Raw genomic sequence first — 25,332 nt, forward strand, 5'->3', positions numbered from 1 at the left:
GTCCGTTCTGCGGGTACGGTGGCCGCGTAGGGATAGGGAGAGAGCGGGTGGTGACGGCATGCTGATGCTGGGATTCGCAGGGTTCCTGGGACTGCTGAAGATCGTCCTGATGGCGCTGGCAGCGTTCGGACTGGTCGACGCCGTGTTCCGGCGCGAGGACGCCTTCCGCGCGGCCGACAAGCAGAACAAGGTGTTCTGGCTGGTCATCCTGGCCATCGCCCTGGTCGTCAGCTACCTCTTCTCGATCCTCTCCATCCTCCCGATCGCGGGTGTGGTGGCGAGCATCGTCTACCTCGTCGACGTCCGCCCCGCGGTCAAGCAGGTCTCCGGCGGTGGTGGCGGCTGGCGGGGCCGCCGAGGCGGCAGCAGCAGCGACGGCCCGTACGGCCCGTACAACGGCGGCCGCTGAGCCTTTCACGACACGCCCACCGGGGCGCCCCGTCAGGGGCTGCGGGGAACTGCGCGACCAGCCACACCGCTCCCGCACCCGGGCGACGGCAGCCCCCCGCCGACGAGCAGCCGCCCTCAAACCCCCCGGTCCAGCAGCACAACGGCCACGTCATCCGTCAGCTCGCCCCCGTTGAGCTGGCGCACCTCGTTCACCGCCGCCCGCAGCAACGCCTCCCCGGTCAGGCCGGAGGCCAACTGCCGGCGGACCATCTCGACCATCCCGTCCTGCCCCAGCCGCTCCCCGCCCGAACCCACCCGGCCCTCGATCAGGCCGTCGGTGTAGAGCATCAGGCTCCACTCGGCGCCCAGCTCCACCTGCATCCGCGGCCACCGCGCACCCTTCAGCAGCCCCAGCGCCGGGCCGTTGTTCTCGTACGGCAGCAGCTCGGCCGGCCGGCCCGGCCGGGCGACCAGCGGCGCCGGATGCCCGGCCAGGCACAGCCCGGCCCGGCGCCCGTCCGGCGCTATGTCGACGGTGCAGAGCGTCGCGAAGATCTCCTCGTCGGAGCGCTCGTGCTCCAGCACCTCCTGCAGCGTGGACAGCAGCTCGTCGCCGCACAGCCCCGCCAGGGTCAGCGCCCGCCAGGCGATCCGCAGCTCCACGCCGAGCGCGGCCTCGTCCGGGCCGTGCCCGCACACGTCACCGATCATCGCGTGCACGGTCCCGTCGGGCGTGCGCACGGTGTCGTAGAAGTCGCCGCCGAGCAGTGCGCGGGAGCGGCCGGGCCGGTACCGGGCCGCGAAGCGCAGCGAGGAGCCGTCCAGCAGCGGGGTCGGCAGCAGGCCCCGCTCCAGGCGGCGGTTCTCCTGGGCGCGCAGCCGCCCCTCCGCGAGCTTGCGCTCGGTGGTGAGGGAACGCTTGCGCTCGACGGCGTACCGGATGGCGCGGCTCAGCAGCCGTCCGTCCAGTTCGTCCCGGAAGAGGTAGTCCTGCGCGCCGACGCGCACGGCCTCGGTGCCGCGCTCGGCGTCACCGGATGCGGTGAGGGCCAGCACGGCGTGCCGGGGCGCGAGCTCAAGGACGTGCTTGAGCACGGCGAGCTCGCCCTCCGTCTCCTTGCCGCCCGGCGCCGGCAGCGCCAGGTCCAGCAGGATGCAGTGGACGTCATCGGTCAGCAGCCGCTCGGCCTCGGTGAGGTTGCGGGCGGTGCGGACGCGGATCGAGGTGCCGGACGCGTCCCGCAACTCGGGCAGGACCGGCGAACCGGACGGATCGTCCTCGATCAGCAGCAGGGTGAGAGTGGTGCCGCCGGTGTTCGGGGTGGCGGCTTCCGTGCGGTTGGCCTCTTCCTTGAGGGGGCCGCCGCCCTGTGCGGGCACGGCGGCCGGCGCCTGACCACTCTCCACGGCCGGGATCGCTCTCTGCCGCGGTACGGGTACGGGCATCGTGTTGGGTTCCTTCCCTCCCCCCGAGGGCATGGCGGGGCGAGGGACCTCGACCCACCCGACGGGGACCATAGCGGTACCGGCCGCCGCAACGGAATGGTGTGAGCCACGTCGCCCTGTCTCAGGCCACTGTCATATGCCGCGTGCCGTACCGCAGTTGGACAAGAGGGTCGTCGGGCAGGGATGACGAAGGTCACGTGCTGCCTGAGTTTGAGCGGGTGTTGCGGTGCGTCGCGTCACATGACGCAGCTCACGAAAGGGACATCATGCGTAAACCGCCCGGCGGTGCTCAGGCGTCCGGCCGTACCACCCCGAGGATCGGCATCGACCCCGCGCCGCCGATCGACACCGTCCGCCCCGGGCGCGGGGCCTGGATGATCGCGCCGTCCCCGATGTACATCGCGACATGGCTGGCGTCGTCGAAGTAGATGATCAGGTCGCCCGGGCGCATGTCCTGCACGTCGACGTGCCTGAGCTGCTTCCACTGCTCCTCGGAGGTGCGCGGGATCGGCTTTCCGGCGCTCGCCCAGGCCTGCGAGGTCAGCCCCGAGCAGTCGTAGGAGTCCGGACCCTCGGCGCCCCACACGTAGGGCTTGCCGAGCTGGGCGGTGGCGAACGCGACCGCCTTCCTGCCCGCCGCGGACGCCTTGCTGTGGATCTCGTCGAGTATCCCGGTGTCCAGCCAGGCCGTCTGCGCCTTGTAGGCGGACTGCCGCTCCAGTTCGGCGAGACGCTCCTTCTGCTTCCTCTGCAGCGTCGACTCGAGCTTCTCGGCGGCGGCGATCCGCTGCGTGATCTCCTTCTTGGCGGCGGCTTTCGCCTTGCGGCCGGCCTCCAGTCTGTTCCACTGGTCGGCCGCGTCCGCCGCGTACTGCTTCAAGTCCTGCTGGGTCTGGGTCACTTCCCTGATCAGGGCCTTGGTGGCCCGCTCGCCCTGGAGTACCCGCCCGGCCCCGTCCAGGAACTCGGAGGGGTTGTCGCTCAGCATCAGCTTGGCGGAGTCCGGCAGTCCGCCGGTGCGGTACTGGGCGGCGGCCGCCCGGCCGGCCCGCTCCTTCAGTCCGTCGAGCTTCTGCTGCCCCTTGACGATCTTCTTGGCCAGGCCGACGATCTCGGCGGACTGCTTCCGGGCCGCCTCCTCCGCGGCGTTGTACGCGTCGGTGGCGACGGCCGCGTCGTGGTAGAGCTTGTCCAGCTTCGCCTGGACGGCCTCGAGGTCCTTGTCGGGCGGGACGGTCACGGAGGCGGAAGTGGAACCGCCGGCGGCGGCCGAGGCGCCGGGGGAGGGCGTCGGTCCGGGTGCCGCGAACGCCGTGCCGGGTGCCGCGAGCACCGTCACCGCACAGACCACGGTCACCGCCGCCGCCAGGATCCCGCGCCCGCCCGGCCGGACGGTGTGCTTGTCCGGTCCCATGGCCCGACCCCCCCTCCGGAAAAACTGATTAACCGTCAGTAACTTGTGACACGTGGAGGATCGTGCCACGGCGTGCCGCAAAGCGACAGAGGTAACGGCAGGTGGGTTCCTCCCCGGTTTCCCCCCGAGCATGACGATCTCCCCGCCCTTGTGACGAACGACTCACCGAGATCGTTCCCAGGCGGCCCCGTCAGACCCTCGGTGCCAACGCCTCCCACGTCAGGGTCACTTCGCCCTGCCGCCAGCGCGCCGCCGAGTCCGTCACCGGCCAGTCGGCCGTCAGGTCCCGCACCGCCCGGACCCACCGCTGCCGGGCGCCGTAGGACGCGTAGGGCGCGGCCGCCGCCCACGCGCGGTCGAAGTCCCGCAGGAACGCGTGCACCGGCTCGCCCGGCACGTTGCGGTGGATGAGCGCCTTCGGCAGCCGTTCGGCGAGGTCGGACGGGCGTTCCAGGGAGCCGAGCCGGGTCGCGAAGGTCACCGTCCGCGGCCCCTCCGCCCCGAGCGCGACCCACACGTGCCGCCGGCCGATCTCGTCACAGGTCCCCTCGACCAGCAGCCCGTCCGGCGCCAGCCGCCCGCACAGCCGCCGCCACACCTCGGCGACCTCGCCCTCGTCGTACTGCCGCAGCACGTTGGCCGCGCGGATCAGCAACGGCCGTACGGGGACCGGGATCTCGAATCCGCCGTGCCGGAAGGCGAGCCCCTCGCGCTCGTACGGCCGGGCCGCGGCGACCCGTGCGGGATCGATCTCGACCCCGACGACACGCGCGCGTGGCGCGACGGTGCGCAGCCGCCCGAGCAGTTCGACGGCGGTCCAGGGCGCGGCACCGTAACCGAGGTCGACGGCGACCGGGTCGGCGGCGCGACGCAGCACGCCGCCGTGCGTGACGGCGATCCACCGGTCCATGCGGCGCAGCCGGTTGGGATTGGTGGTCCCGCGCGTCACGTTCCCCACGGGTCGGGAGGCGGCGCGGGCTGTCATGTCTCAAAGGGTAAACAGTGCGGCGCCCCGAGGTGAGGCGCCCCGTGAGGGGCGCGGGGAACCGCGCGACCCGCCCCCACCTCCCGGCGCCAGAACCCACCACCGAACCGCCCCCACGCATCCCACCCTCGAACGGTTGAGCGACCACAAGCAATGGGTCGGCAAAATCAACCACCCCCGGAATGGGAATCCTCCCCTCCGTGTTGCACCCCGTTGGAGGGGCACCCGATGCCTCCCAACGGCATGCCCGCCCGAGAGAGGACCGCCACGTGAGCCAGTACGTCAGCAGGCTCGGGCGTCGCTCCCCGTCGGCTGCCTCCCGGCTCCGCCGGGCCCGCCGGCCGCGCCGCGTCGCCATGCTCTCCGTGCACACCTCACCGCTCCACCAGCCCGGCACCGGAGACGCCGGCGGCATGAACGTCTACATCGTCGAACTCGCGCAGCGTCTCGCCGCGATCGACATCGACGTCGAGATCTTCACCCGGGCGACCTCCGGCGGTCTCCCGCCCACCGTCGAGCTCGCCCCCGGCGTCCTCGTCCGGCACATCGACGCCGGCCCCTACGAGGGCCTCGCCAAGGAGGACCTCCCGGCCCAGCTGTGTGCCTTCACGCACGGCGTCATGCAGGCCTGGGCCGGTCACCGCCCCGGCCACTACGACCTCGTCCACTCGCACTACTGGCTCTCCGGCCACGTCGGCTGGCTGGCGGCCCAGCGCTGGGGGGTCCCCCTGGTGCACGCGATGCACACCATGGCCAAGGTCAAGAACGCCAACCTGGCCGACGGCGACACCCCCGAGCCCGCGGCGCGGGTCATCGGCGAGACCCAGATCGTCGCCGCGGCGGACCGCCTCATCGCGAACACCTCCGAAGAGGCAGGCGAACTCGTACGCCACTACAGCGCCGACCCCGGCAAGGTCGCCGTCGTCCACCCCGGCGTGAACCTCGACCGGTTCCGCCCGGCGGACGGGCGCAGGGCGGCCCGCGCCCGCCTGGACCTCCCGCAGGACGCCCTGATCCCGCTCTTCGCGGGCCGCATCCAGCCCCTCAAGGCCCCCGACGTGCTGCTCCGCGCCGTCGCCGTGCTCCTCGACGAGCGCCCCGAGCTCCGCTCCCGGATCGTCGTGCCGATCGTCGGCGGCCCCAGCGGCAGCGGCCTGGCCAAGCCGGAGGGGCTGCAGAAGCTGGCCGCGCGGCTCGGCATCGCGGACGTCGTCCGGTTCCGCCCGCCGGTGGACCAGGAGCAGCTCGCGGACTGGTTCCGGGCGGCCTCCGTCCTGGTCATGCCGTCCTACAGCGAGTCCTTCGGCCTGGTGGCGATAGAGGCCCAGGCGGCCGGCACACCCGTCCTCGCCGCCTCGGTCGGCGGCCTGCCGGTGGCCGTGCGGGACGGCGAGACCGGCTTCCTGGTGCGCGGTCACGATCCCGCCGACTACGCGCGCGTGCTGCGCCGTCTCGCCGACGACACCTCTCTGGCGGACCGTCTCGGCAGCGCCGCCGCCCGGCACGCCCAGTCCTTCGGCTGGGACACCGCGGCCGCCGCCACCGCCGACGTCTACCTGGCCGCGACCCAGTCCCACCGCCGTCGCGTACGCTCGGCCCATGGGTGATGGTGCGCAGGAACGGCAGGCCGGCCAGGTCATCGAGGGTGTCCTGAAGGACGCCGAACTGGAGTGGGAGAGCCCGGAGTCCGGCACCTACGTCGTGCAGCTGCCCGGCACCCGCAAGCTGAGGACGACCGTCTCCCTCATCGTCGGCCGCCACTCCCTCTCCCTGAACGCCTTCGTCATCCGGCACCCGGACGAGAACGAACCGGCCGTCCACCGCTGGCTCCTGGAGCGCAACCTCAAGCTGTACGGCGTGAGTTACGCCGTCGACCGCCTCGGCGACGTCTACGTGACCGCCCGCCTCCCGCTCTCCTCCGTCACCGCCGCCGACCTCGACCGGCTCCTCGGCCAGGTCCTGGAGGCCGCGGACGGCGCCTTCAACACCCTCCTGGAGCTGGGCTTCGCCTCCGCGATCCGCAAGGAGTACGCCTGGCGGGTGTCCCGGGGCGAGTCCACGCGCAACCTCGACGCGTTCACGCACCTGATCGAACGCCCCGCTGACTGACCTCAGGTCCGTACCTGATTGAGGCCTGCACGACTCTTTCACCGCACCGGGCCGTCATGGCATGCTCACCGCCGACGCACATATGAACGTCGTTCACAACCATGAAATCCGCCATGGGAAGGACGTACGGCATGAGCACCACGCACCACCACGTGACCGCGGGTATGACCAGACGGACCCTGCTCGCCGGCGCCACGGCGGTGGCCGCGACCGCCGTGGCGGGCGGCACGGCCCACGCCTTCGGCGGCAGTGCCTCCGACGACCAGGTGCCCTCCCTGTGGCGGGAGTTCCGGCGCACCCCCTTCACCCACCCGCAGATCCCCTACGTCGGCCGGGCCGGAGCGGCCCGCATCCGGCGCCTCCCGGTCGTCGCCGACGTCCGCGCGTACGGCGCCGTCGCCGACGGCGTCACCGACTGCGCCCCCGCGATCAACCGTGCCATCGCCGCTGCCGCCAGGGCCGGCGGTGGCACGGTCACCATCCCGCCTGGCACCTTCCGCATCGACGGCCTGATCCTGGTCGGCCACGACAACGTGGTGCTGCGCGGCGCCGGCAGCGGCCGTACGACCCTGTACGCGACGAAGAACCTCACCGAGCTGATCGGCCCGTACGGCTCGCGCTACGGCGGCACGAAGTCGGCGTGGTCCTGGGCCGGCGGCCTCATCTGGCTGGCGCCGAAGGCCCGTTGGGACTCCCTGGTCGCCGCGATCAAGGCGCAGGCCTGGCCGTTCGAGGGCTGGACGGGCAACAGGCGCGACGAGTGGGAGCAGTTGACCTCCGTCGAACCGGCCCGCCAGGGCGACCGGACGGTCACCGTCACCGACCCCTCCGGCCTCCGCCCCGGCCGCCTGGTCCTGCTCCGGATCGCCGACGACACCGCCCACACCCTCCTCCAGCACATGTCCGGCGGCGGCCCGGGACCGGCGTCGTACTACTGGGAGGACAAGACCAAGCTGCTGTCGTACGTGCCCTACGAGTGGCCCGTCCGGGTCACGGCGGTGCGCGGCCGCCGGGTGACGCTGGAACGCCCGCTGCCGCTGGACCTCCGCCCGGAGTGGAACCCCCAGTTCACCACCCACGTCCGGGAGCTGACCGGCTCCGGCGTCGAGGGCCTCACCCTCGACGTGATGGAGACCCCGCAGTCCCCGCACCTCCTCGACAAGGGCTACAACGGGGTCGTCCTGCAGTGCGCGTACGACTGCTGGGTGGACGACGTCACCGTCCGCAACGTCGACAACGGCTTCGGCCTGGTCGCCGCCTCCGCCTGCACCCTGCGCCGCACCCGGGTCGGCGGCCGGGGCGAGCACCACCCCTACTTCTGCCGCGAGGGCTCGCACGACAACCTGGTCGAGGACTTCACCATTGAGGAGCGCACGGTCCCGGCCCCGTCCGACACCCAACTCCACGGCATCAACGTCGAAGGTCTGTCCTCCCACAACGTCTGGTCGCGCGGCGAGATGCAGATGGGCACCTTCGACTCCCACCGCGGCCTGCCGTTCGCCAACGTCCGCACCGACATCACCGTGAACAACAACGGCCGGCACGGCGGCGACGCCAACGCGGGACCGCTGTTCGGCGCCCGCTTCACCCACTGGAACGTTCGAGTGACCAACGGCCGCGCGGGCCTGATGCGCCTGGACGGGCTGGCCCCGTACTCCGCGACGGTCGGCCTCAACGAGGTCACCGAGTTCGACCAGATCGACGTACCGGACTTCACCGGCGACCTGCACTCCCGCCTGGAGCTGTACGGCACCCGGGACGCGGTACGGCCGCGGAACCTGTACGAGGCTCAGCGCGCGCTGCTCCGGTAGCGCCCCGGCGTCACCCCGACCAGCCGCCTGAAGTGCCGGGTGAGATGGGCCTGGTCGTAGAAGCCGGCGGCGGTGGCCGTCTCGCCGGGCGGCACGCCGTCGAGCAGCAGGCGGCGGGCCCGGCCGACCCGGCGGGACGTCAGGTACTGGTGCGGGGCGATGCCGTACGCGCCGCTGAACGCGCGTACCAGGTGGGCGGGGTGGGCGTGCAGCAGCCGGGCCGCCTCCGCCAGGCCGAGCCCGTCGGCCACCCGCTCGTCGAGGAGGTCGCGCAGGGTGCGGGCGAGGACCGGGTCAGTGGGGTCGGGGGTCACGGGCCGGGGGCGGAGCAGGTCCCGCAGCCGCTCGCCGATGAGGGTCAGCCGGCTCTCGGCCTCCAGCTCGTCGCCGGGGCGGACGAGCACGGAGTGCAGCTGGCCCACCCGCCGCCGCAGCAGGGGGTCGCGCAGGTCGGGCCCGTCGACGGCCGGCCCGATCAGGCCCGGTCCGAGGACGCTCTCGTCCAGGTAGACCACGCGCTTGCGGAAGCCGTCCGCGGTGGCGGGGGAGCCGTTGTGCGGGACGTGCGGCGGCAGCAGGGTCACGGTGTCGGCCGGGGTGCCGTGCTCGTGGCGCTCCAGGTCGTACCGCACGGCGCCGTCGTCCACGATGAGCAGCGTCCAGGCGTCGTGGACGTGCATCGGGTACGCGTACTCGGTGAAACGGGCGTGGAAGACCTCGGTGACGCCCGGGACACCGGGGCGCCAGGCGGTTACTTCCCGTGCGTCGGACTGCCGGGCGGCCATGCAAAGAACGTACAAGACGGGGGCGTGCGACGCCCGGCAGTCTCGGGGCATGAGCACTCCCCCTACGGACGCCGTCCGTTTCGACACGAAGATCGCCGTGCTGCTGCGGGACGACCTGGAGCCCTGGCAGCGGCTGAACGTGACCGCGTTCCTGGTCAGCGGCCTGGGCGCGACGCTCCCCGAGGTGGTCGGGGAGCCGTACGAGGACGCGGACGGCGTCGCGTACCTGCCGATGTTCCGGCAGCCGGTGCTGGTCTTCGAGGGTGCGAAGGAGACGCTGAAGGCCGCGCACGAGCGGGCGCTGGGCCGCGCCCTGCCGCGGGCCGTCTTCACCGCGGACCTGTTCACGACCGGTAACGACCGCGACAACCGGGCGGCGGTCCGCGCCATGCCCACGGCGGAGCTGGACCTGGTGGGGCTCTCGGTGTACGGGCCGCGGAACGCGGTGGACAAGGTGCTGAAGGGGGCGCGGATGCATCCGTGACCCGCTTCTTCGCCTGACAGGAGGAATTTCCTCCGGTGACCGGGTGATCTGATGATCGTAATTGTTGCTGCGGGGGTCGGGCGTCGCATGTGACTGTCATGCGATACATCAGATTCTGCAGTGCGGCCGCGGTTGCGGCAGCGATCGTCACGGTGCTGACGAGCGGAGGGGCGGCCGCAGCGGATCCGGACCGGGTGCCGTGCAGCGGGACGGCGCTGAGCCTTGCCATCGCCACCGCGCGGAACGGCGAGACCATTGATCTCCGCCGCGACTGCACCTACCACCTGAGCACCGCTCTGCCGGCCATCGGCAAGGACCTCACGATCCGGGGCAATGGCGCGACGATCCTCCGGGACGGGACGAGTGGCTCTGCGTTCCGGATCTTCGACATCGCCTCGAACGGCAACCTGCGTCTGCAGGACCTCACTGTCCGCGGCGGCTATCTCATCTCCGGGGACGGCGCCGGCATCCGCGTCAACGGCGGCGCGCTCAGGCTGTCGAAGGTCGATGTGGTCGACAACACCGTCGGGCAGAGCACCGCCGTGGGGGGCGGTGGCGGCATCGCGGTGGAGCCGGGCGGGTCGGCGGAGATCAGAAGCAGCTATGTGGCGTTCAACAACGCCAACAACGGCGGTGGCCTCTACACCAGGGGGACCGTGACCGTCGAGAATTCCGAGTTCGCCCGCAACCACGCCCGGTACTCCGGCGGTGGGATCTACCAGTCCGGGGACAGCATCTTCGTCGGCTCGAGTGTGATCCGGCGCAACACCGCGGCCGGGTCCTTGAACGGCGGCGGCATCTTCGTCGCCGGCAGCAACTTGACGGAGATCGTCGACAGCAAGATCACGAACAACACCGACACGGGCACCAGGGGCGGCGGGATCTACAACGCCGGGAACCTGAGGCTGGCGAAGTCCGAGGTCAGTGGCAACGTCGTCGGCGGCGTGGGGGGCCTGGGCGGCGGCATCTACAACACGGGCGGGCTCCGTCTCAAAGACACCGACGTCTTCCGCAACAGCGCGAACGGCCCCGCTGCATCGGTGGGCGGCGGCATCTACAACAACGGCGGAACTGTCACCCTCGACCACAGCAACGTCCGCAACAACGCCTCCACGGTGGCACCCGGCGGGGTCTTCAGCACCAACGACGTCTCGGTGACGGACTCGAAGGTCGTCGGCAACATCCCGACCAACTGCACCCCGAACCGGGTACCGGGCTGCACGGACTGACACCACCCGCCCGCGGCCGTGGAAAGGGCCCCGGTCCTCCGTCGTAGGAGGACCGGGGCCCGCACCGCGCTCAGGCCGCCCGCACCCCCGCGTCCGCCTCCGCATCCGCCCCGGCCGCCGCCACCGGCCGTTCCACCGGCAGCCGCCGCATCAGCAGCCCGTACCCGAGAGCCGCCGCCGTCCCCACGACCGCGCACACCCCCCACAGCCACCGCGCCCCGAACCGGTCGATGACGACGCCGGACAGCAGCGGCGCGATGAGCGCGGCGGCGGACCAGGACAGCGTGTACATCCCCTGGTACCTGCCCCTCCCGTGCACCGGCGACAGCTGTACCACCAGCCCCGTCTGGGTGGGTGCGTTGACGATCTCGGCGAGCGTCCACACGCACACGGTGAGCGCGAACACCCCGACCGAACCTGCGAACGCGGTGAGCCCGAACCCGTACCCGGCGAGCAGGGACGAGACGACGAGCAGGGACCGCGGATCCCGGTGCTGGATGACCCGGGTCACCGGAATCTGCAGCACCACGATGAGGACGCCGTTCACGGCGATGGCCATGCCGTAGTCGGCGGGCGTGAACCCGGCCTCGCCCATCGCCACCGGCAGCCCGACCGACCCCTGCTGGAAGATCAGGGCGACCAGGAACGACAGCCCGACGACGCCCATGTACCGCCCGTCGCGCACCACGGTCAGCAGACTGACCTCGCTGCCCTCGGCGACTTCGGCGGCGGCCCGCCGGGGCCGTGACTCGGGCAGCCGCAGGAAGACGAGGACGGCGCAGACGGCGGTCATCCCCGCCTCGATCAGGAACCCGGCGCGGTAGCTCACCTCGGCGATGAACCCGGCCCCCATGGACGACACGGCGAAGCCCAGGTTGATCGCCCAGTAGTTGAGCGAGAAGGCCCGCACCCGGTCCTCGGGCCGCACGATGTCGGCCATCATCGCCTGCACGGCCGGCCGGGAGGCGTTGGAGGCCACGCCGACGAGGAAGGCGACGGCGGCGATGGCGACAGGGTCCTGCACGAACCCGAGGAGCGCGACGGCCGCGGCGGTGGACCCCTGCGCGACGAGCAGGGTCGGCCGCCGTCCCAGCCGGTCGGCCATCACCCCGCCGCCCAGCGACGAGACCACCCCGCCCAGCCCGTGCAGGGAGGCGACGAGCCCGGCGTACGACGCGCTGTACCCCCGGTCGAGGGTCAGGTACAGGGCCATGAAGGTGGCCACGAAGGCGCCCAGCCGGTTGACGAGGGTGCTGGTCCACAGCCACCAGAACTCCCGGGGCAGACCGGAGACGGTCTCCCGGACGGCGCGGCGCAGGGCGGCGGACGGCATGGTTTCCCCCAGGGCAGGCGTAAGCGGTGCGGATGCGGTGCGGATGCGGTTTCTGTAAGCGCCACGGACCGCTACTGGAACTTACTTACCGACCGCTCGGCTGAGCCAGTCAATTAACAAATGCAGTCAACTGTCCGCCCCCTGGGACGCCCCGCGGCCGCCCGCCCGCCGCCCCGAATCCGTGGATTACGCTCTGTCCCATGGCCGACGCACCGTACAAGCTGATCCTCCTCCGTCACGGCGAGAGCGAGTGGAACGCGAAGAACCTGTTCACCGGCTGGGTGGACGTCAACCTCAACGAGAAGGGCGAGAAGGAGGCAGTCCGCGGCGGTGAACTCCTCAAGGACGCCGACCTGCTCCCCGACGTGGTCCACACGTCCCTCCAGAAGCGGGCGATCCGCACGGCGCAGCTCGCCCTCGAAGCCGCCGACCGCCACTGGATCCCGGTCCACCGCAGCTGGCGCCTGAACGAGCGCCACTACGGCGCCCTCCAGGGCAAGGACAAGGCGGCGACGCTGGCCGAGTTCGGCGAGGAGCAGTTCATGCTCTGGCGCCGCTCGTACGACACCCCGCCCCCGCCGCTCCCGGACGACTCGGAGTTCTCCCAGGCCTCCGACCCGCGCTACGCCTCCATCCCCCCGGAGCTGCGCCCCCGCACGGAGTGCCTCAAGGACGTCGTCGTCCGCATGCTGCCCTACTGGTACGACGGCATCGTCCCCGACCTCCTGGCCGGCCGCACGGTCCTCGTCGCCGCCCACGGCAACAGCCTGCGCGCCCTGGTCAAGCACCTCGACGGCATCTCGGACGCCGACATCGCCGGCCTCAACATCCCCACGGGCATCCCCCTCGCCTACGAACTCGACGCCGACTTCAAGCCGATCACCCCGGGCGGCCAGTACCTCGACCCGGACGCGGCAGCGGCCGCCATCGAGGCGGTCAAGAACCAGGGCAAGAAGAAGTAACGCGACACCGGCAAGCCCCCGCCCCGCGAGTTTTTTGCGGGGCGGGGGCTTTTGGTGGGCCGGGCCGCTTCGCTGTTCCTCACCGGTTGCGTGGCTCGGCGCCCACAGCGGGGAATCCGCACGCAGCTTGTTGTGACCTTCGGCGAGCTGGCCGTCACCTGTGCCGAGGACAATCTTGTCATGAACCTGGCTTTCATTGGCTCGCACGGCGTATGGGGTCGTGATCGCCCGCGCCGAGGCAGCTCCCGCCCTGAATCGCTCCGCCGGCGTTCGGGGGCCGCTCGGCGGTTGGGCTCCCCGTATGAACCGAGACATTCGTTCGGACGCAGCTGCGGCAGGTTCCTTCGCGCTCGTCCCTCCTCGCGGCTTCAGTGATCCCGTCTTATCGGATGATCCGTGGCCGATGTCCGGCTGGCCGGGCCGCTTCCCAGCAATCGGCCCCCTTCGGGAGGTTCAGTGAAATCGTCAAGGTGGTGGGCCGGCGTCGTCTCCGCGGTCAGCCTGTCCGGTTTCCTCGTCATGGGCGCTTCAGTCTCGTCGTCCGCGACCGCTGCCGACCGCGACGGCCGGGCGGCAGCCGTTCGGCAGGCCCGGCCGGACACGTCGGCACCCGCACCGGTCGGACCTCTTGCGCAGCCCGGCGGCGGGCAAACCGGGCCCGGTGAGCCACGCGCATGCAGGGGGCTGGTGCCCTACCCCATCCCCGCGGCCTACCGCCCGTACTACTTCTGCGGCGACTGGCGGCTCGGCCCCAGTCGGTTGCCGACCGGCGGGCCGGTGGGAGCCATCGTCAAGGGCTACAACCGGCTCGGCGGCCTCACCGCCGTGGGGTTCCTGGACCGCTGGTGGAATCCGACCGCCGATTCGGGCCAGGGCGACTGGCGCTATCCGCCGGACGACGGCTTCGCGCACAACGCCCAGGGCGCCGTCATCGCGGCGCCGTTGGTGCTGCACGCGAACCAGAGCCTGATGCTCGACCGCTTCGGCGCCGAGGCGGGCCGGTTCCTCGCCCCGGCAGGCACGAAATACGGGCTGAGGGCGCTCCCGCCGTCCAGCCTCAACACCATCGACCCTCGCTACCCCTACGACTACCACCTGTACCGGCTGGCCAAGGACGTCACCGTGTGCGCGGGACCGCAGGCCCCGGCGTTCGAGCAACCGGGCACGGGCACCCAGTACGTGACCTCGAGCTCGTTCTGCCCGAGCATTCCCCGCACCAACGTGGCCGACCTGGTGAACAACGGCACCCTCGTGCGGCTGAAGACCACGTATCCGTCCCGGTCATGACCGTGTGGCCCGTGGTGGGAGACTGGCTCCATGAACCGGTTCGAGCTGTGCCGCGCTCTTCGGTCGGCCGGCGTCCCGGAGGCGTACTACGAGATCCAGGGCTGTCCCCACGGGCCTCACATGACCGATCGCTACTTCCTTGAGGAGCGCGGCGGCCTGTGGGCCGTGGGTGTCCATGAGCGCGGCACGCGCGAGGTGTGGGAACGGTTCACGGACGAGGACCAGGCGTGCCGCTGGCTCCACGACCGCCTGACCGACGAGGGACCTCCGCCCGAGCCACCCACTCCCGAGGAGACGGATCAGCTCCTGCACGGCGGTGAAGGCGTCCAACGGCGGGCCCGCGAAACACTGGACCAGGCCCTGGCCGAGGCCCGCGGCCGGACCACAGAAGAGCCTCGCCCCGACGACGGTCGTACGCAACCCCCGTCGGCGGGATGACCCGGCGCCCGGCCTCGCCCCGGTGACGAAGAACTCGGGGGAGGCGGCCGAGGTGTTCACGGGTGTGCCGACGCCCGAACAGCCGGACTTCCTCGGCCCGTCCGCAGACGGGGTCTGGCCCAGCCCGAGGCCCCAGGCAGAGCCGAGCAGACGCGGCCCATGGCGTCCAGGTCGTTCGTACAGTGGCGTTCTCCACCTGGACGCCATGAACCCGCCCGCTCCATGGTGTGTGGGGCGATGGCAGAGGGGATCGGAGCCGGCGAGAGTGGTGGGTTGAGGATGTCAACGTCCAGCGTCGATGTCGCCGGGCGCCGAAGGTACAGCGGATGAATTTCTCGCGCTCCGCCACACTCCTATGAGCCCGCCCAGGGCAGGACCGCACCACACGGCAACCAAGACCGGGAGTGGCACGCCGATGGCCCCGCCAACCACCACAGCCAGCAGCACGCCCAGCAACAGGGCTTGCGAAACCAGGTAGGCCGCCACCTTCTGCCGCACGCTCCAGTTCCACGTGCGCTCGATGAGCCGCCGACCCATAGTCCCCCCTGCCCGAGGATCAGCCGATCCGGAGTCTACGGCTCCCGATGGTGCCCTGTGCCCTGCCGTCCACAGCGCGGCAGTCGTCCGATCACAGCTCCAATACACAGCGTCGCGCACTAGCCTGACATTAGGCCAGCTATCACGGAGGAGATGGGTGGTTCCATGACAGCTGAAGTCTCACCAGGCGACTGTTTCGTTTGCCGGAAGCACCGTGACGACTCGCTGATGCCTGGAGGGGCGGTATGGATGGACGACCTCGTGGTTGTCTCACATCTGTCGCCGCGAGCTCCCGGTGGCGCGGACTCGGTTTACCTCGGCCATCTTCTGGTGGAACCCCGCCGACATGCTCCAGGGCTTGCTGATCTCAACGACGCGGAGGCCCGGCGTGTGGGCTTCTGGTGCACCCGAGCCGCTGCCGCGCTGCGTGAAGCCGGCGGTGCCGAGCACGTATACGCCGCCGTCATTGGCGATAACCTTCCCCATCTGCACGTCCACCTCCTGCCCCGATACCCCGGGACTCCCCGTGACTACTGGTGGCAACGAGTCGACGAGTGGCCAGACGCACCTCGAGGTGGGGAAGGCGAGGCCGCGGCGATGGTCGAACGACTGCGTTTGATAAGCAACGAAGTACCGCAACCACTATGACTGCAGCCACGGTGGCGACCCGGGGTGACTGTGGCGTGGTCGAAGGCTCCGATGGACGCAAAATTCCAGCAGCGTGTCGGATACATCGGCCTCCAAGCGTGGTTCGCCGAATTCGCCTCGGACCAAACCCCCAAGCCCGTGGTTACGACAAGTCGTCAACGACAACACTGACGGCAGTGAGCGTGGACGACCGGTACCTGCACGGGTGCGACGTCAAGGCCCACCACCCCGACATCCTGGAAGCCCAACGTCGCGCAACGCGCCCGCATGCGCGGCGAAAAGGGCCTCCGGTGGCCGAAAGCTCGAGACGTGACCTGCCCTGGCAATCCGTGCGGTCAGAGGACCAATGATGTATACAACGCATGAAATATGTCGCGGAGTTCGGCGACGTCGATGGGATTGATCTCCATCTGCAGGTGACACACGCCGTCGTCACCGTTGGGAGTCAGACGCACGAAGAAGGCAAACCTGTCCCCGACAGGTTCGGCGCTCAGCACCAGCGGATTATTGCGACCAGGAGTCACGGCCGCCGAGAATCGAGAGCCCGAAGGGGCGCGCAAGTGGGAGAGCATCCGCGTAGCGAAGTCCGCGGCCTCCTTCCTGGTGAGGGAGGCGGTGTAGTCGGCCGACAACGATGAGCACCAATCGGCGGTAACCCGCCAGCTGTCCTCGCCGGCCTGTACCAGCTCCAGCCATGCTCCATTGCTGCCGAGGCGTGTCTGTGGCATTTCCATGGTCACGCCCTCCGGCCCTCGTACCCTGGGCCCGCGATCTTACAGAGACGGCTTCCGCCGGTAACCCGCCGCGCCCCCAACCCGGCGCAACCTATGCGGTCACAGCTCAACCACGGCGCCGCCAACGAAGGGTGGGACATGGAAGAGGGGTGCACCACCGCGCAGCGGCGATGGCGTCCCGCCGAGTGGTGTAGCCGATCAAGCTGGCGGAATCCCCAGGTCGCGGCCCGAGCCGTCCTCGCCAGAGGCCCTGTTGAGGCTCGCCGGGCCGGGACACGAGCCCACCGCTCCTGAGCAGCGAAACCCCAGGTCATCAAGATCCCCGACAGGACCCAGGGCGAGAAGGGGTAAGCCGACGCCGGTCGAGCCCCCGGTCTGCTGTTTCCCGGCAGGGTGGGGGCTTTTTGGCGGACTGAGGAACACGCCAGATGGTGACCCTCCGTGGATGGAGAGTGCACGCTTCGTAATATGAGCGAATGATCAGGTTCGTTGGGCGGCGCTCGGGGCGGCGGGGTGCGTGGCGAGGGCCGGGGCGTCGGTGGCGGCTGTTCGTCGTCGGGCTGGTCGGGAGCGGTGTGGTGGCCGGCGCGGTGTTCGCTTTCGCGTTCCGCGCCGAGGGCGGCGCGGGCTCGGACTCCGGCGGCGGTGCCCGGCTCCCCCTACGCGCGACCAGGGCGGCGGCGCCGTCCGGGGCGGCGGCGCCGCCGCGTCCGGTCGGGAACGTGCGGATCTCCGCCGTGGGAGACATCGTCATGGGCTCGTTGCCGGACGACCTGCCGCCGGACGACGGCGTCTCGTTCTTCGACCCCGTCGAGGACCTGCTCACCGGCGATGTGGTGCTCGGGAACCTGGAGGGCACGCTCACCACCGGCGGTGACAGCAAGTGCGACCACATCGACGGCCCGAACTGCTTCGCCTTCCACGCCCCGCCGTCCTACGGCGGCCTGCTCAGGAAGGCCGGGTTCACGGTCCTGAACACGGCGAACAACCACATCGACGACTTCGGGGCGGAAGGGCGGCGCCAGACGTTCGCCGCGCTGCGCTCCGCGAACCTGCCGTACGCCGGCCGGCTGGGCCAGATCACCGTGCAGCGGGTACGCGGCATCAGGGTCGCGGTGCTCGGGTTCGCTCCCGACCGAGGGGCGAACGACCTCACGGACATCCCCGCGGCACGCCAACTCACCGCCCGCGCCGCGGCAATGGCGGACATCGTGATCGTCGTCATGCACGCCGGTGCGGAAGGCTCGGACCGCACCCACGTGGAACCCGGCACCGAGTACTTCCTCGGCGAGGACCGCGGCGACAGCTACCGCTTCAGCCGTGCGGTGATCGACGCCGGAGCCGACCTCGTGGTGGGCAGCGGCCCGCACGTCATGCGGGGGATGGAGTTCTACAAGGGCCGCCTGATCGCCTATAGCCTGGGCAACTTCTCCGGCTACAAGGTGCTCGGCCTCGGCGGCACCCTCTCGACCAGCGGAGTGCTGCAGGTCACCCTCGGCTCCGACGGCACCTACCTGTCCGGGCGGCTGCGCCCGACCCTGATCGTGGCGCCCGGTACGCCGGAACCGGGCGGCGATGCGATCGACCTCGTCTCCACCATGTCGGAGGAGGACTTCGGCCCGCACGCCGCCCGGATCTCGGCGGACGGCACGATCCGGCGCCCGTAGCCGGCCGCGGCCGTGGAGTGCGGTCAGCCCCAGAGGATGCCCGTGAGCGGGCCCCCGTGAACCTGGCCCGGTGCCGTGTTCGGCATCTGCGGCATCTGCGGCAACTGTGGCATCTGCGGTGCCTGCGGCGCCTGTGGCATCTGCGGCATCTGCGGCATCTGCGGCATCTGCGGTGCCTGCGGTGCCTGCGGTGCGACGTTCACCGAGGTGCCGGGCTGGTTCGCCGTGCCCCCCGTGGCCTGCTGTCCGCCTCCGCCGGCCCACAGCTGCTCGACACGCGAGCGCTCGGTGGCGTTCGGGTAGCGGTTGGTGCAGGACGGGCCGGGGCCGCCGCCCGACATCAGCTCAGTGCACGGCCCGCTGTAGTCGTCCGGCAGACCCAGCACGTGGCCGGTCTCGTGGGCGACGACGCGGACCGAGTCGTACTGCCGGGCCTGGGTGTAGTCGATGAAGATGTAGCCGCTTCCGTGGCCGTTGGTCGAGGCGTAGGACCCGCGCGAGCCGTTGCCCTCGCGGTAGGAGAAGTCGGCGTTGCTCGAAGAGGACTCCTTGAGCTTGACGTCGGACTCGGAGCTGTTCCAGATCGAGGCCGCGCTCGCTATCTGCGAGCGGAAGCTCGGTGCCTGGGAGTCGTTGTAGTAGATGGTCACCGCCTGCGCGTCGGACTGTGCCGCGCGCTTCGCGGCGACCGACTTGAGCACGGCCTTGAAGAACGCCTTGTTGCCTGCGGCCTCCTCGCCCGTCCCGTCGTACCGCGCCACGGAGGAACCGGTGGCGGCGGAGCGGGGGGCCGACGGGGCGGCGGACGCTTGCGCACTCGCCGGCACCGCCGTGCCCAGCGCGCCGGAGGCCAGGCCCAGGCCGAGGGCGAGGAGTCTCGCGGACGTACGGGACGACTTCATGTGGGGGGCTCCTACTCACTCGGTGACGCCGAGCGTCCGGTGTGTGGTCGACGTTGCGTGAACACCGGTGCCGAACTGCGGCGACGTCCTGTGGGTCGACATTCTTAGAACTGCCTGACAGGGAGCGCAAAGGGTCCCCAGGGGTCCCCACAACTACGTCGCCTCGTAGGTCCCGGAACGTCGCCGGGGTGGCGCGCGGAGCTCCGGCCCGCGTTCGGCGGCGGGCGGGAAAGCTGTCACAGCGTCAGAAGGCGTGCTGTGGGCGGGATTGGGCGCGACTGTCGACCGGGTGGAATTCCGGGAGAGTCGTTGAGGTCACATACGACCCAAGACGGACAAATGCTCAGATGTCCGCCACGTCGGATCTACTAAGCATGCCGGTAGGGCTGCGGAGAGCTGTGATGGACGCCATAGAACGGGAGCTTCCGTCCCTTTCGCTCCCCGACGCCCCCTTGGCGGCACCGGGAGCCGGGAGCCGGGACCCGGACGCCGTTTGCCGAACCGGCAAACGGGCTCGGCCTCGCCGCGCGCGGTTTCGCATGATCGGGGAAGGGCCTGCGGGCCGATCGGCGACGTTCCGAAGGGCAAGCACGGCAAGCACGGCAAGCGCAGCAAGGCAGGCAAGTCGAGGAGGGCGTATGGCAGCGCGGCAGCGGTCGGTCGTCGCGGGCGGACGGCGGATCCATCTCGTCGAGCAGGGGGAGGGGCCCCTCGTACTGCTCGTGCACGGGTTTCCCGAGTGCTGGTACTCCTGGCGGCACCAGCTGCCGGCGCTCGCCGCGGCCGGGTACCGGGCGGTCGCCATCGACGTGCGGGGGTACGGGCGTTCGTCCAAGCCGGTCGCGCCGGACGCGTACCGGATGACCGAACTGGTGGCGGACAACGCCGAGGTCGTGCGGGCCCTCGGCGCGGAGTCGGCGGTGGTCGTCGGGCACGACTGGGGCGCGACCGTCGCCGCGAACTCCGCGCTGCTGAGGCCGGAGGTGTTCCGGGCCGTGGGGCTGCTGAGCGTCCCGTACACCCCGCGCGGCGGACCCCGGCCCAGTGACGTCTTCGCGGCGATGAGCGGCGGGGACGAGGAGTTCTACGTCTCGTACTTCCAGGAGCCCGGCCGTGCCGAGGCCGAGATCGAACCCGATGTACGGGGCTGGCTCGCGGGGTTCTACGGTGCCCTGTCCGGCGACACCATGCCCGGACCCGGCGCCCCCGACCCGCACTTCGTCGGCACAGGGGGCACGCTCCGGGAGCGGTTCCCCGCCCGGCTGCCCGGGTGGCTCGGTGAGCGCGATCTCGACGTCTACGCCGGGGAGTTCGAGCGCACCGGACTGACCGGGGCGCTCAACCGGTACCGGAACATGGACCGCGACTGGGAGGACCTCGCCGCCTACGACGGCGCCCCGGTCACCCAGCCGTCCCTGTTCGTCGGCGGCGGCCTCGACGCCTCGACGACCTGGCTGGCCGACGCCATCGAGGCGTACCCGGTGACCCTCCCCGGCCTGGTCTCCGCCCACATCCTCGACGGCTGCGGGCACTGGATCCAGCAGGAGCGGCCAGACGAGGTCAACCGGCTGCTCATCGACTGGCTCGCCGCGCTGCCCTCCGCCTGAAAGGCAGCCTCGTCGGTTTGAAGGGCCTCCTCGGTCTGAAAGGCCTCGTCGGTTTGAAGGGCCTCGTCAGAGCGAGAGCGGCACCGGGTGGATCTCGTCCGCCGGATGGCCCGTGCGTTCGTGGACGCGCTTGACCGCCTCGGCCGACGGCGCCTCGGAGAGGCAGTAGACCTTGCCGGAGGCGGGGTCGGCCCAGGTGCGTTCGAAGTGCACGCCCTCCTCCTTCTCGACGGCGAGGTCGGCCTCGTGGGCTTCCTTCAGCCGGTCGGCGGTGATGCCCTTCATCCCGTGGTGGACGTCCATGTAGTGCGGCATGGCTGCCACCTCCTTCGCCTTGTCCGTCCCACCCGTCTCACCCCCATGCTGCGCCCGTCACCGCGGCACGGCATGCGAAGGGCCCCGGACCGGAGTCCGGGGCCCTTCGCTGTACTGATGTGTGCTGACGGGTCGGCTCAGCCGCATTGGCAGGGGCTGCCCGACTGGCAGCCGCAGCCGCAGCCCGAGCCGCACCCGCAGGCGCCGATGACCAGAAGGTTCTTGATCTCGGCGGGCTGATCGGTCTCGTGCTGCTGCGTGGGGTCGGGCGTGGTGCTGGGGGATTCGGCCATGGATCCCTCCTAGAGGTCCCTAGATGCCCTAGAGGTAGGGCCTTGCCCATTCCATGCCCATTTCACTGGGCGCATCAACGGCGCACAGTGGCGCCCGTACGCCCGACCCGCACCCCGCGAGCCCCCGCCCGCCCGGTGGATCACGCCCCCTCGGCGCCCGTCACCGGATGGATGTCGGGCTGCAGCTCGTCCGCGTGCTCGCCGGTGACCAGGAAGACGACGCGCTTGGCGACGGCGACCGCGTGGTCCGCGTACCGCTCGTAGTAGCGGCCGAGGAGGGTCACGTCGACGGCGGTCTCGATGCCGTGCTTCCAGCGGTCGTCCAGCAGGTGCTGGAAGATCGTGCGGTGCAGCAGGTCCATCTCGTCGTCGTCCTGCTCCAGCTGGAGGGCGAGGTCGACGTCCTTGGTGATGATCACCTCGGCGGCCTTGGCCATCAGGCGCTGCGCGAGCTGGCCCATCTCCAGGATGGTGGCGTGCAGGTCGTGCGGGATCGCGTTCGCCGGGTAGCGCAGCCGGGCCAGCTTCGCCACGTGCTGGGCGAGGTCGCCGGAACGCTCCAGGTCGGCGGACATGCGGAGCGAGGTGACGACGATCCGCAGGTCCGTCGCTACCGGCTGCTGGCGGGCGAGCAGGGCTATCGCGCGCGCCTCCAGATCGTGGTGGAGCTCGTCCACCTTCTGGTCGGCCTCGATGACGCTCTCGGCGAGCTTGAGGTCGCCGTCGAGGATCGCCGTCGTGGCGCGTCCGATCGCCGATCCGACCAGGCGGGCCATGTCGACCAGGCTGTCGCTGATCGAATCGAGTTCCTCGTGGTACGCGTCCCGCATCAGGGTTCCCTCTCGTATGCGTGGTTCAGGGGTTCCGGGGGTCGGGGCCCGTGGCCGAAACCAACTGCGAACCCCACGCTCCCACGTTCCGGTCCCTACGCGTCCGTTTCTGCCACCCCAAATGAACCAATACTGGCTCCAAGGTGAACTCTGAGCGACGAGTGTTCGAGCTGACACCTTGCGGACTGTGGGGATGTCGTACGCCCTGCTTAACCTGTTTGCATGGACGTGAACGCGGCGGTCGCCGCAGCGGCAGCGATCGCCGGGGTGCTTACCGGTGTCATCGCCATGCTGGCGTTCCGCTGGAGCGAACGCGACCAGAAGCGACCGACCAGGACTTCTCTGCACACCGACCCCGTACTGCCCCCGGGCGTGGACACCGTACTGAGCGTGCTGCGCTCCTCCGCGGTCGTCCTGGACGAGGCCGACACGGTTGTCAAGGCGAGCTCGGCGGCGTACGCCCTCGGACTCGTGCGCGGTGGCAAACTCGCCATCGAGCCGATGCTCGGCATGGCGCGCGACACCCGGCGGGACGGCGAGATACGACAGGTCGAGCTGGACCTCCCGCGGCGGGGGACCGGACGGGGCGAGGCCCTGGCCGTCTCCGCGCGGGTGGCGCCCCTCGGCTCCCGGCTCGTGCTGCTCCTCGTCGAGGACCTGACCGAGGCCCGGAGGATCGAGGCGGTACGACGCGACTTCGTGGCGAACGTCAGCCACGAGCTGAAGACCCCGGTCGGCGCGCTCTCCCTGCTCTCCGAGGCCGTCATGGACGCGTCGGACGATCCGGAGGCCGTGGAGCGCTTCGCCGGTCGCATGCAGATCGAGGCCACGCGCCTGACCAACCTGGTCCAGGAGCTCATCGACCTGTCGAGAGTGCAGAACGACGACCCGCTGGAGGACGCCGAGCCCGTCCGGGTCGACGAGCTGGTCGCCGAGGCGATCGACCGGTGCCGGCACCAGGCGGGCGCCAAGCAGATCACCATGGCCGCCGGCGGCACCGCCGACCTCCATGTCTGGGGCAACCGCGGCCAGCTCGCCGCCGCCCTCGGCAACCTGGTCGAGAACGCCGTGAACTACTCCCCGGCCCGCACCCGGGTCGGGATAGCCGCCCGCCGGATCGGCGCGACCGGCGGCGACATGATCGAGCTTGCCGTGACCGACCAGGGCATCGGCATCACCGACAAGGACAAGGACCGCATCTTCGAGCGCTTCTACCGCGTCGACCCGGCCCGCTCACGGGCCACCGGTGGCACCGGTCTCGGCCTCGCCATCGTCAAGCACGTGGTCGCCTCGCACGGCGGGGAGGTCACGGTGTGGAGCGCCGAAGGCCAGGGCTCCACTTTCACCCTCAGGCTGCCGGAGGCGGGCGTGGCCCGCGATCGCGCATCGCACGACCCCGACCTCGAAGACGAGGTCGGTACCACCGAGTCATCCCCGTACGAACCGCTTCCTGCCCCGGAGGTCCTTCCGTGACCCGAGTGCTCGTCGTCGAGGACGAGGAGTCCTTCTCCGACGCCCTGTCGTACATGCTCCGCAAGGAGGGCTTCGAGGTCGCAGTGGCGGCCACGGGCCCCGACGGACTCGACGAGTTCGAGCGCAACGGCGCCGACCTCGTTCTCCTCGACCTGATGCTGCCCGGCCTGCCGGGCACCGAGGTCTGCCGCCAGCTGCGCGGCCGCTCCAACGTCCCGGTCATCATGGTGACGGCCAAGGACAGCGAGATCGACAAGGTCGTCGGGCTCGAAATAGGAGCCGACGACTACGTCACCAAGCCCTTCTCCTCGCGCGAGCTGGTCGCCCGTATCCGGGCCGTCCTGCGCCGCCGCGGCGAGCCGGAGGAGGTCACACCGGCCGCCCTGGAGGCGGGCCCGGTCCGCATGGACGTCGACCGCCACGTCGTGACGGTCTCCGGCTCCAAGGTCGACCTCCCGCTCAAGGAGTTCGACCTCCTGGAGATGCTCCTGCGCAACGCCGGCCGCGTCCTCACCCGCATGCAGCTCATCGACCGCGTCTGGGGTGCCGACTACGTCGGCGACACCAAGACCCTCGACGTCCACGTGAAGCGCCTCCGCGCCAAGATCGAGCCGGACCCGGGCGCGCCGCGCTACCTGGTGACGGTGCGTGGTCTCGGCTACAAGTTCGAGCCGTAAAAACCGGCCGGTGGTCGGTCGGCGGACGGAGTCCGGCGCGGCGCGCCGAAGCCCGCGGAGCGGTGCGAGGGGTGCGTCGAGGGAGGTGTTCGAGCCGTAAGCCGCTTACCTGCCGTTATGACCGTACGACGAAAAAGGGCGGCCCCCTCGGGGGTACCGCCCTTCTCGCGTTGCCGGTGTGGTCGGCTCAGCCCGCGTTCGTCGACTGGGAGGCGGAGTCGCTCGGGGTGGCGCTCGCGGACCCCTTGTTCTTCTTGCCTGCCTTGGCGCTCCCGCTCGCCGTCGAGCCCGCGGCCGGGGCACCGGAGACGGAGGCGGAGGCCGACGAGGAGGCGGACGCCGAGGCCGTGGCGGACGGCACCGCGCTCGGGCCCCAGCCGGTGAAGTAGCTCTCGGCCGGCACGACGAAGGCGCGCAGGCTCACGTCACCGGCCCTGCTGAAGGTGAACGTGACCTTCTGGGCGTTGCCGTCCTGGACCGCCTCGCGGCTGCTGCCCAGCACCGCGGAGGCGTTGTCCTTGCCGCCCAGGATCAGCCGGCCACCGCCCGGGATGGTCAGCGGCTGGGTCTTGGTGGCGTGCAGCTCGGCGGTCTTGCCGGTGCCGGCCACGATGATCGACTGCAGCGTCTCCGGCTCGGTGCCGGTGTTGAAGATGGTCGCGGAGACCACGGCCGGGCCGGTCGACGTGAGGTCGGGCTGGGTGATCACGGTCGCGTTCTGGACCTTGATGTCACCGACACTCGTGGCCGCGTTGTCCGGCTTGATCTCCAGCGTCTGGGAGTTGTTGCCCGCGCCGCAGGCGGAGAGCGCGGCGGCGGAGAAGGCGATGGCGGAGGCGGCGAGGGCGCCGCGTCGAAGGCTGCTGCTCACGGCGGCGGCAACTCCTTGAACGCACGGGCGGCCCCCTATAAAGCCGCCCTAAGTGTCTGTCAGCGGCCTTAGGTTACCGAGCCGTTCCCCCGAGGCCGCACCCGA

24 protein-coding genes and 1 pseudogene are annotated in these 25,332 nt (G+C 70.8%); 14 read left to right on the forward strand and 11 right to left on the reverse strand.

All coding sequences use genetic code 11. The features are described from left to right. Positions 1-58 precede the first annotated feature (58 nt). Positions 59-409 (forward strand): DUF2516 family protein, encoded by a 351-nt coding sequence (locus BLW82_RS23175; RefSeq protein ID WP_093501358.1) that lies wholly within the window; start codon positions 59-61, stop codon positions 407-409. A gap of 116 nt (positions 410-525) precedes the next feature. Here the strand turns inward: BLW82_RS23175 and BLW82_RS23180 are convergent, their stop codons facing one another. The 3 genes from BLW82_RS23180 to BLW82_RS23190 all read right to left on the reverse strand — a co-directional run bounded on the left by BLW82_RS23180 (position 526) and on the right by BLW82_RS23190 (position 4,235). Continuing rightward, positions 526-1,836: a PP2C family protein-serine/threonine phosphatase gene (locus BLW82_RS23180; RefSeq protein ID WP_093501360.1), complete on the reverse strand. Its 1,311-nt coding sequence runs from the start codon at positions 1,834-1,836 to the stop codon at positions 526-528. Between the two features lie 289 nt (positions 1,837-2,125). After that, positions 2,126-3,250 carry a C40 family peptidase gene (locus tag BLW82_RS23185; RefSeq protein WP_093501362.1) on the reverse strand — a complete coding sequence of 375 codons (1,125 nt, stop codon included), beginning with the start codon at positions 3,248-3,250 and terminating at the stop codon, positions 2,126-2,128. A 190-nt stretch (positions 3,251-3,440) separates the two neighbouring features. Next, positions 3,441-4,235: a class I SAM-dependent methyltransferase gene (locus BLW82_RS23190; RefSeq protein WP_093501364.1), complete on the reverse strand. Its 795-nt coding sequence runs from the start codon at positions 4,233-4,235 to the stop codon at positions 3,441-3,443. Positions 4,236-4,504: 269 nt separating this feature from the next. Between BLW82_RS23190 and mshA the strand changes: the two genes are divergently transcribed. The 3 genes from mshA to BLW82_RS23205 all read left to right on the forward strand — a co-directional run bounded on the left by mshA (position 4,505) and on the right by BLW82_RS23205 (position 8,155). After that, on the forward strand, positions 4,505-5,842 hold the full coding sequence (gene mshA / locus BLW82_RS23195) for a D-inositol-3-phosphate glycosyltransferase (RefSeq protein WP_177233037.1): 1,338 nt from the start codon (positions 4,505-4,507) through the stop codon (positions 5,840-5,842). After that, complete coding sequence (locus BLW82_RS23200; protein ID WP_093501368.1) at positions 5,835-6,344, forward strand: type III secretion system chaperone family protein; 510 nt, start codon at positions 5,835-5,837, stop codon at positions 6,342-6,344. Before mshA ends, BLW82_RS23200 begins: the two co-directional genes overlap by 8 nt. A gap of 131 nt (positions 6,345-6,475) precedes the next feature. After that, positions 6,476-8,155, forward strand: a complete 1,680-nt coding sequence (locus BLW82_RS23205) for a glycosyl hydrolase family 28-related protein (RefSeq protein WP_177233038.1) — start codon at positions 6,476-6,478, stop codon at positions 8,153-8,155. On the opposite strand, the gene BLW82_RS23210 is transcribed toward BLW82_RS23205, so the two are convergent. Then, a complete protein-coding gene (locus BLW82_RS23210; RefSeq protein WP_093501370.1) occupies positions 8,134-8,940 on the reverse strand; it encodes a helix-turn-helix domain-containing protein in 807 nt (268 codons plus the stop codon). The genes BLW82_RS23205 and BLW82_RS23210 overlap by 22 nt on opposite strands. Between BLW82_RS23210 and BLW82_RS23215 the strand changes: the two genes are divergently transcribed. Both BLW82_RS23215 and BLW82_RS23220 read left to right on the forward strand, forming a co-directional pair. Next, positions 8,939-9,424: a DUF2000 domain-containing protein gene (locus BLW82_RS23215; RefSeq protein WP_093501372.1), complete on the forward strand. Its 486-nt coding sequence runs from the start codon at positions 8,939-8,941 to the stop codon at positions 9,422-9,424. The two genes, BLW82_RS23210 and BLW82_RS23215, sit on opposite strands and share 2 nt — an antisense overlap. Positions 9,425-9,522: 98 nt before the next feature. Further along, positions 9,523-10,653 (forward strand): right-handed parallel beta-helix repeat-containing protein, encoded by a 1,131-nt coding sequence (locus tag BLW82_RS23220; RefSeq protein WP_143063708.1) that lies wholly within the window; start codon positions 9,523-9,525, stop codon positions 10,651-10,653. 70 nt (positions 10,654-10,723) lie between these two features. Here the strand turns inward: BLW82_RS23220 and BLW82_RS23225 are convergent, their stop codons facing one another. Beyond that, positions 10,724-11,986 carry an MDR family MFS transporter gene (locus BLW82_RS23225; RefSeq protein ID WP_093501376.1) on the reverse strand — a complete coding sequence of 421 codons (1,263 nt, stop codon included), beginning with the start codon at positions 11,984-11,986 and terminating at the stop codon, positions 10,724-10,726. Positions 11,987-12,186: 200 nt separating this feature from the next. Here BLW82_RS23225 and BLW82_RS23230 point away from each other — a divergent pair, with 200 nt between their 5' ends. From BLW82_RS23230 to BLW82_RS46335, 4 genes are all read left to right on the forward strand, one after another. After that, a complete protein-coding gene (locus tag BLW82_RS23230) occupies positions 12,187-12,948 on the forward strand; it encodes a phosphoglyceromutase (RefSeq protein WP_093501378.1) in 762 nt (253 codons plus the stop codon). 687 nt (positions 12,949-13,635) lie between these two features. Further along, on the forward strand, positions 13,636-14,235 hold the full coding sequence (locus BLW82_RS23235) for a TNT domain-containing protein (protein ID WP_177233039.1): 600 nt from the start codon (positions 13,636-13,638) through the stop codon (positions 14,233-14,235). A 30-nt stretch (positions 14,236-14,265) separates the two neighbouring features. After that, on the forward strand, positions 14,266-14,673 hold the full coding sequence (locus BLW82_RS23240) for a hypothetical protein (protein WP_093501382.1): 408 nt from the start codon (positions 14,266-14,268) through the stop codon (positions 14,671-14,673). A gap of 786 nt (positions 14,674-15,459) precedes the next feature. Further along, the gene (locus BLW82_RS46335) at positions 15,460-15,858 is read left to right on the forward strand and encodes an HIT family protein (RefSeq protein ID WP_218162378.1); all 399 of its coding nucleotides are present in this window, start codon (positions 15,460-15,462) and stop codon (positions 15,856-15,858) included. Positions 15,859-16,193: 335 nt separating this feature from the next. Here BLW82_RS46335 and BLW82_RS23250 read toward each other — a convergent pair whose 3' ends face one another. Beyond that, positions 16,194-16,598 (reverse strand): hypothetical protein, encoded by a 405-nt coding sequence (locus BLW82_RS23250; RefSeq protein ID WP_143063709.1) that lies wholly within the window; start codon positions 16,596-16,598, stop codon positions 16,194-16,196. 470 nt (positions 16,599-17,068) lie between these two features. Between BLW82_RS23250 and BLW82_RS23255 the strand changes: the two genes are divergently transcribed. Beyond that, on the forward strand, positions 17,069-18,259 hold the full coding sequence (locus BLW82_RS23255) for a CapA family protein (RefSeq protein ID WP_093501388.1): 1,191 nt from the start codon (positions 17,069-17,071) through the stop codon (positions 18,257-18,259). Between the two features lie 251 nt (positions 18,260-18,510). On the opposite strand, the pseudogene snpA reads toward BLW82_RS23255, so the two are convergent. Then, a pseudogene (snpA, locus tag BLW82_RS23260) lies at positions 18,511-19,161 on the reverse strand (snapalysin); the annotation flags it as partial. Between the two features lie 638 nt (positions 19,162-19,799). Here snpA and BLW82_RS23265 point away from each other — a divergent pair. Next, positions 19,800-20,768: an alpha/beta fold hydrolase gene (locus BLW82_RS23265; RefSeq protein ID WP_093501391.1), complete on the forward strand. Its 969-nt coding sequence runs from the start codon at positions 19,800-19,802 to the stop codon at positions 20,766-20,768. Positions 20,769-20,834: 66 nt separating this feature from the next. Here BLW82_RS23265 and BLW82_RS23270 read toward each other — a convergent pair whose 3' ends face one another. The 3 genes from BLW82_RS23270 to phoU form a co-directional block, all read right to left on the reverse strand. After that, a complete protein-coding gene (locus BLW82_RS23270) occupies positions 20,835-21,083 on the reverse strand; it encodes an SCO4226 family nickel-binding protein (RefSeq protein WP_093501392.1) in 249 nt (82 codons plus the stop codon). Between the two features lie 137 nt (positions 21,084-21,220). Then, positions 21,221-21,376, reverse strand: coding sequence for a hypothetical protein (locus BLW82_RS44555; RefSeq protein ID WP_177233040.1), 156 nt, complete (start codon positions 21,374-21,376; stop codon positions 21,221-21,223). A 140-nt stretch (positions 21,377-21,516) separates the two neighbouring features. Further along, positions 21,517-22,206: a phosphate signaling complex protein PhoU gene (gene phoU / locus BLW82_RS23275; RefSeq protein ID WP_093501394.1), complete on the reverse strand. Its 690-nt coding sequence runs from the start codon at positions 22,204-22,206 to the stop codon at positions 21,517-21,519. A gap of 222 nt (positions 22,207-22,428) precedes the next feature. Between phoU and BLW82_RS23280 the strand changes: the two genes are divergently transcribed. Continuing rightward, a complete protein-coding gene (locus BLW82_RS23280) occupies positions 22,429-23,679 on the forward strand; it encodes a two-component system sensor histidine kinase PhoR (RefSeq protein WP_093501395.1) in 1,251 nt (416 codons plus the stop codon). Next, positions 23,676-24,356 (forward strand): two-component system response regulator PhoP, encoded by a 681-nt coding sequence (locus BLW82_RS23285; protein ID WP_010358452.1) that lies wholly within the window; start codon positions 23,676-23,678, stop codon positions 24,354-24,356. The genes BLW82_RS23280 and BLW82_RS23285 overlap by 4 nt, the downstream gene beginning before the upstream one ends. Before the next feature lie 187 nt (positions 24,357-24,543). Here BLW82_RS23285 and BLW82_RS23290 read toward each other — a convergent pair whose 3' ends face one another. After that, positions 24,544-25,227: a copper chaperone PCu(A)C domain-containing protein gene (locus tag BLW82_RS23290; protein ID WP_093501397.1), complete on the reverse strand. Its 684-nt coding sequence runs from the start codon at positions 25,225-25,227 to the stop codon at positions 24,544-24,546. Positions 25,228-25,332 lie beyond the last annotated feature (105 nt).

Origin of the sequence: Streptomyces sp. Ag109_O5-10 (assembly GCF_900105755.1) — a bacterium.
Taxonomy (GTDB): Bacteria; Actinomycetota; Actinomycetes; order Streptomycetales; family Streptomycetaceae; genus Streptomyces.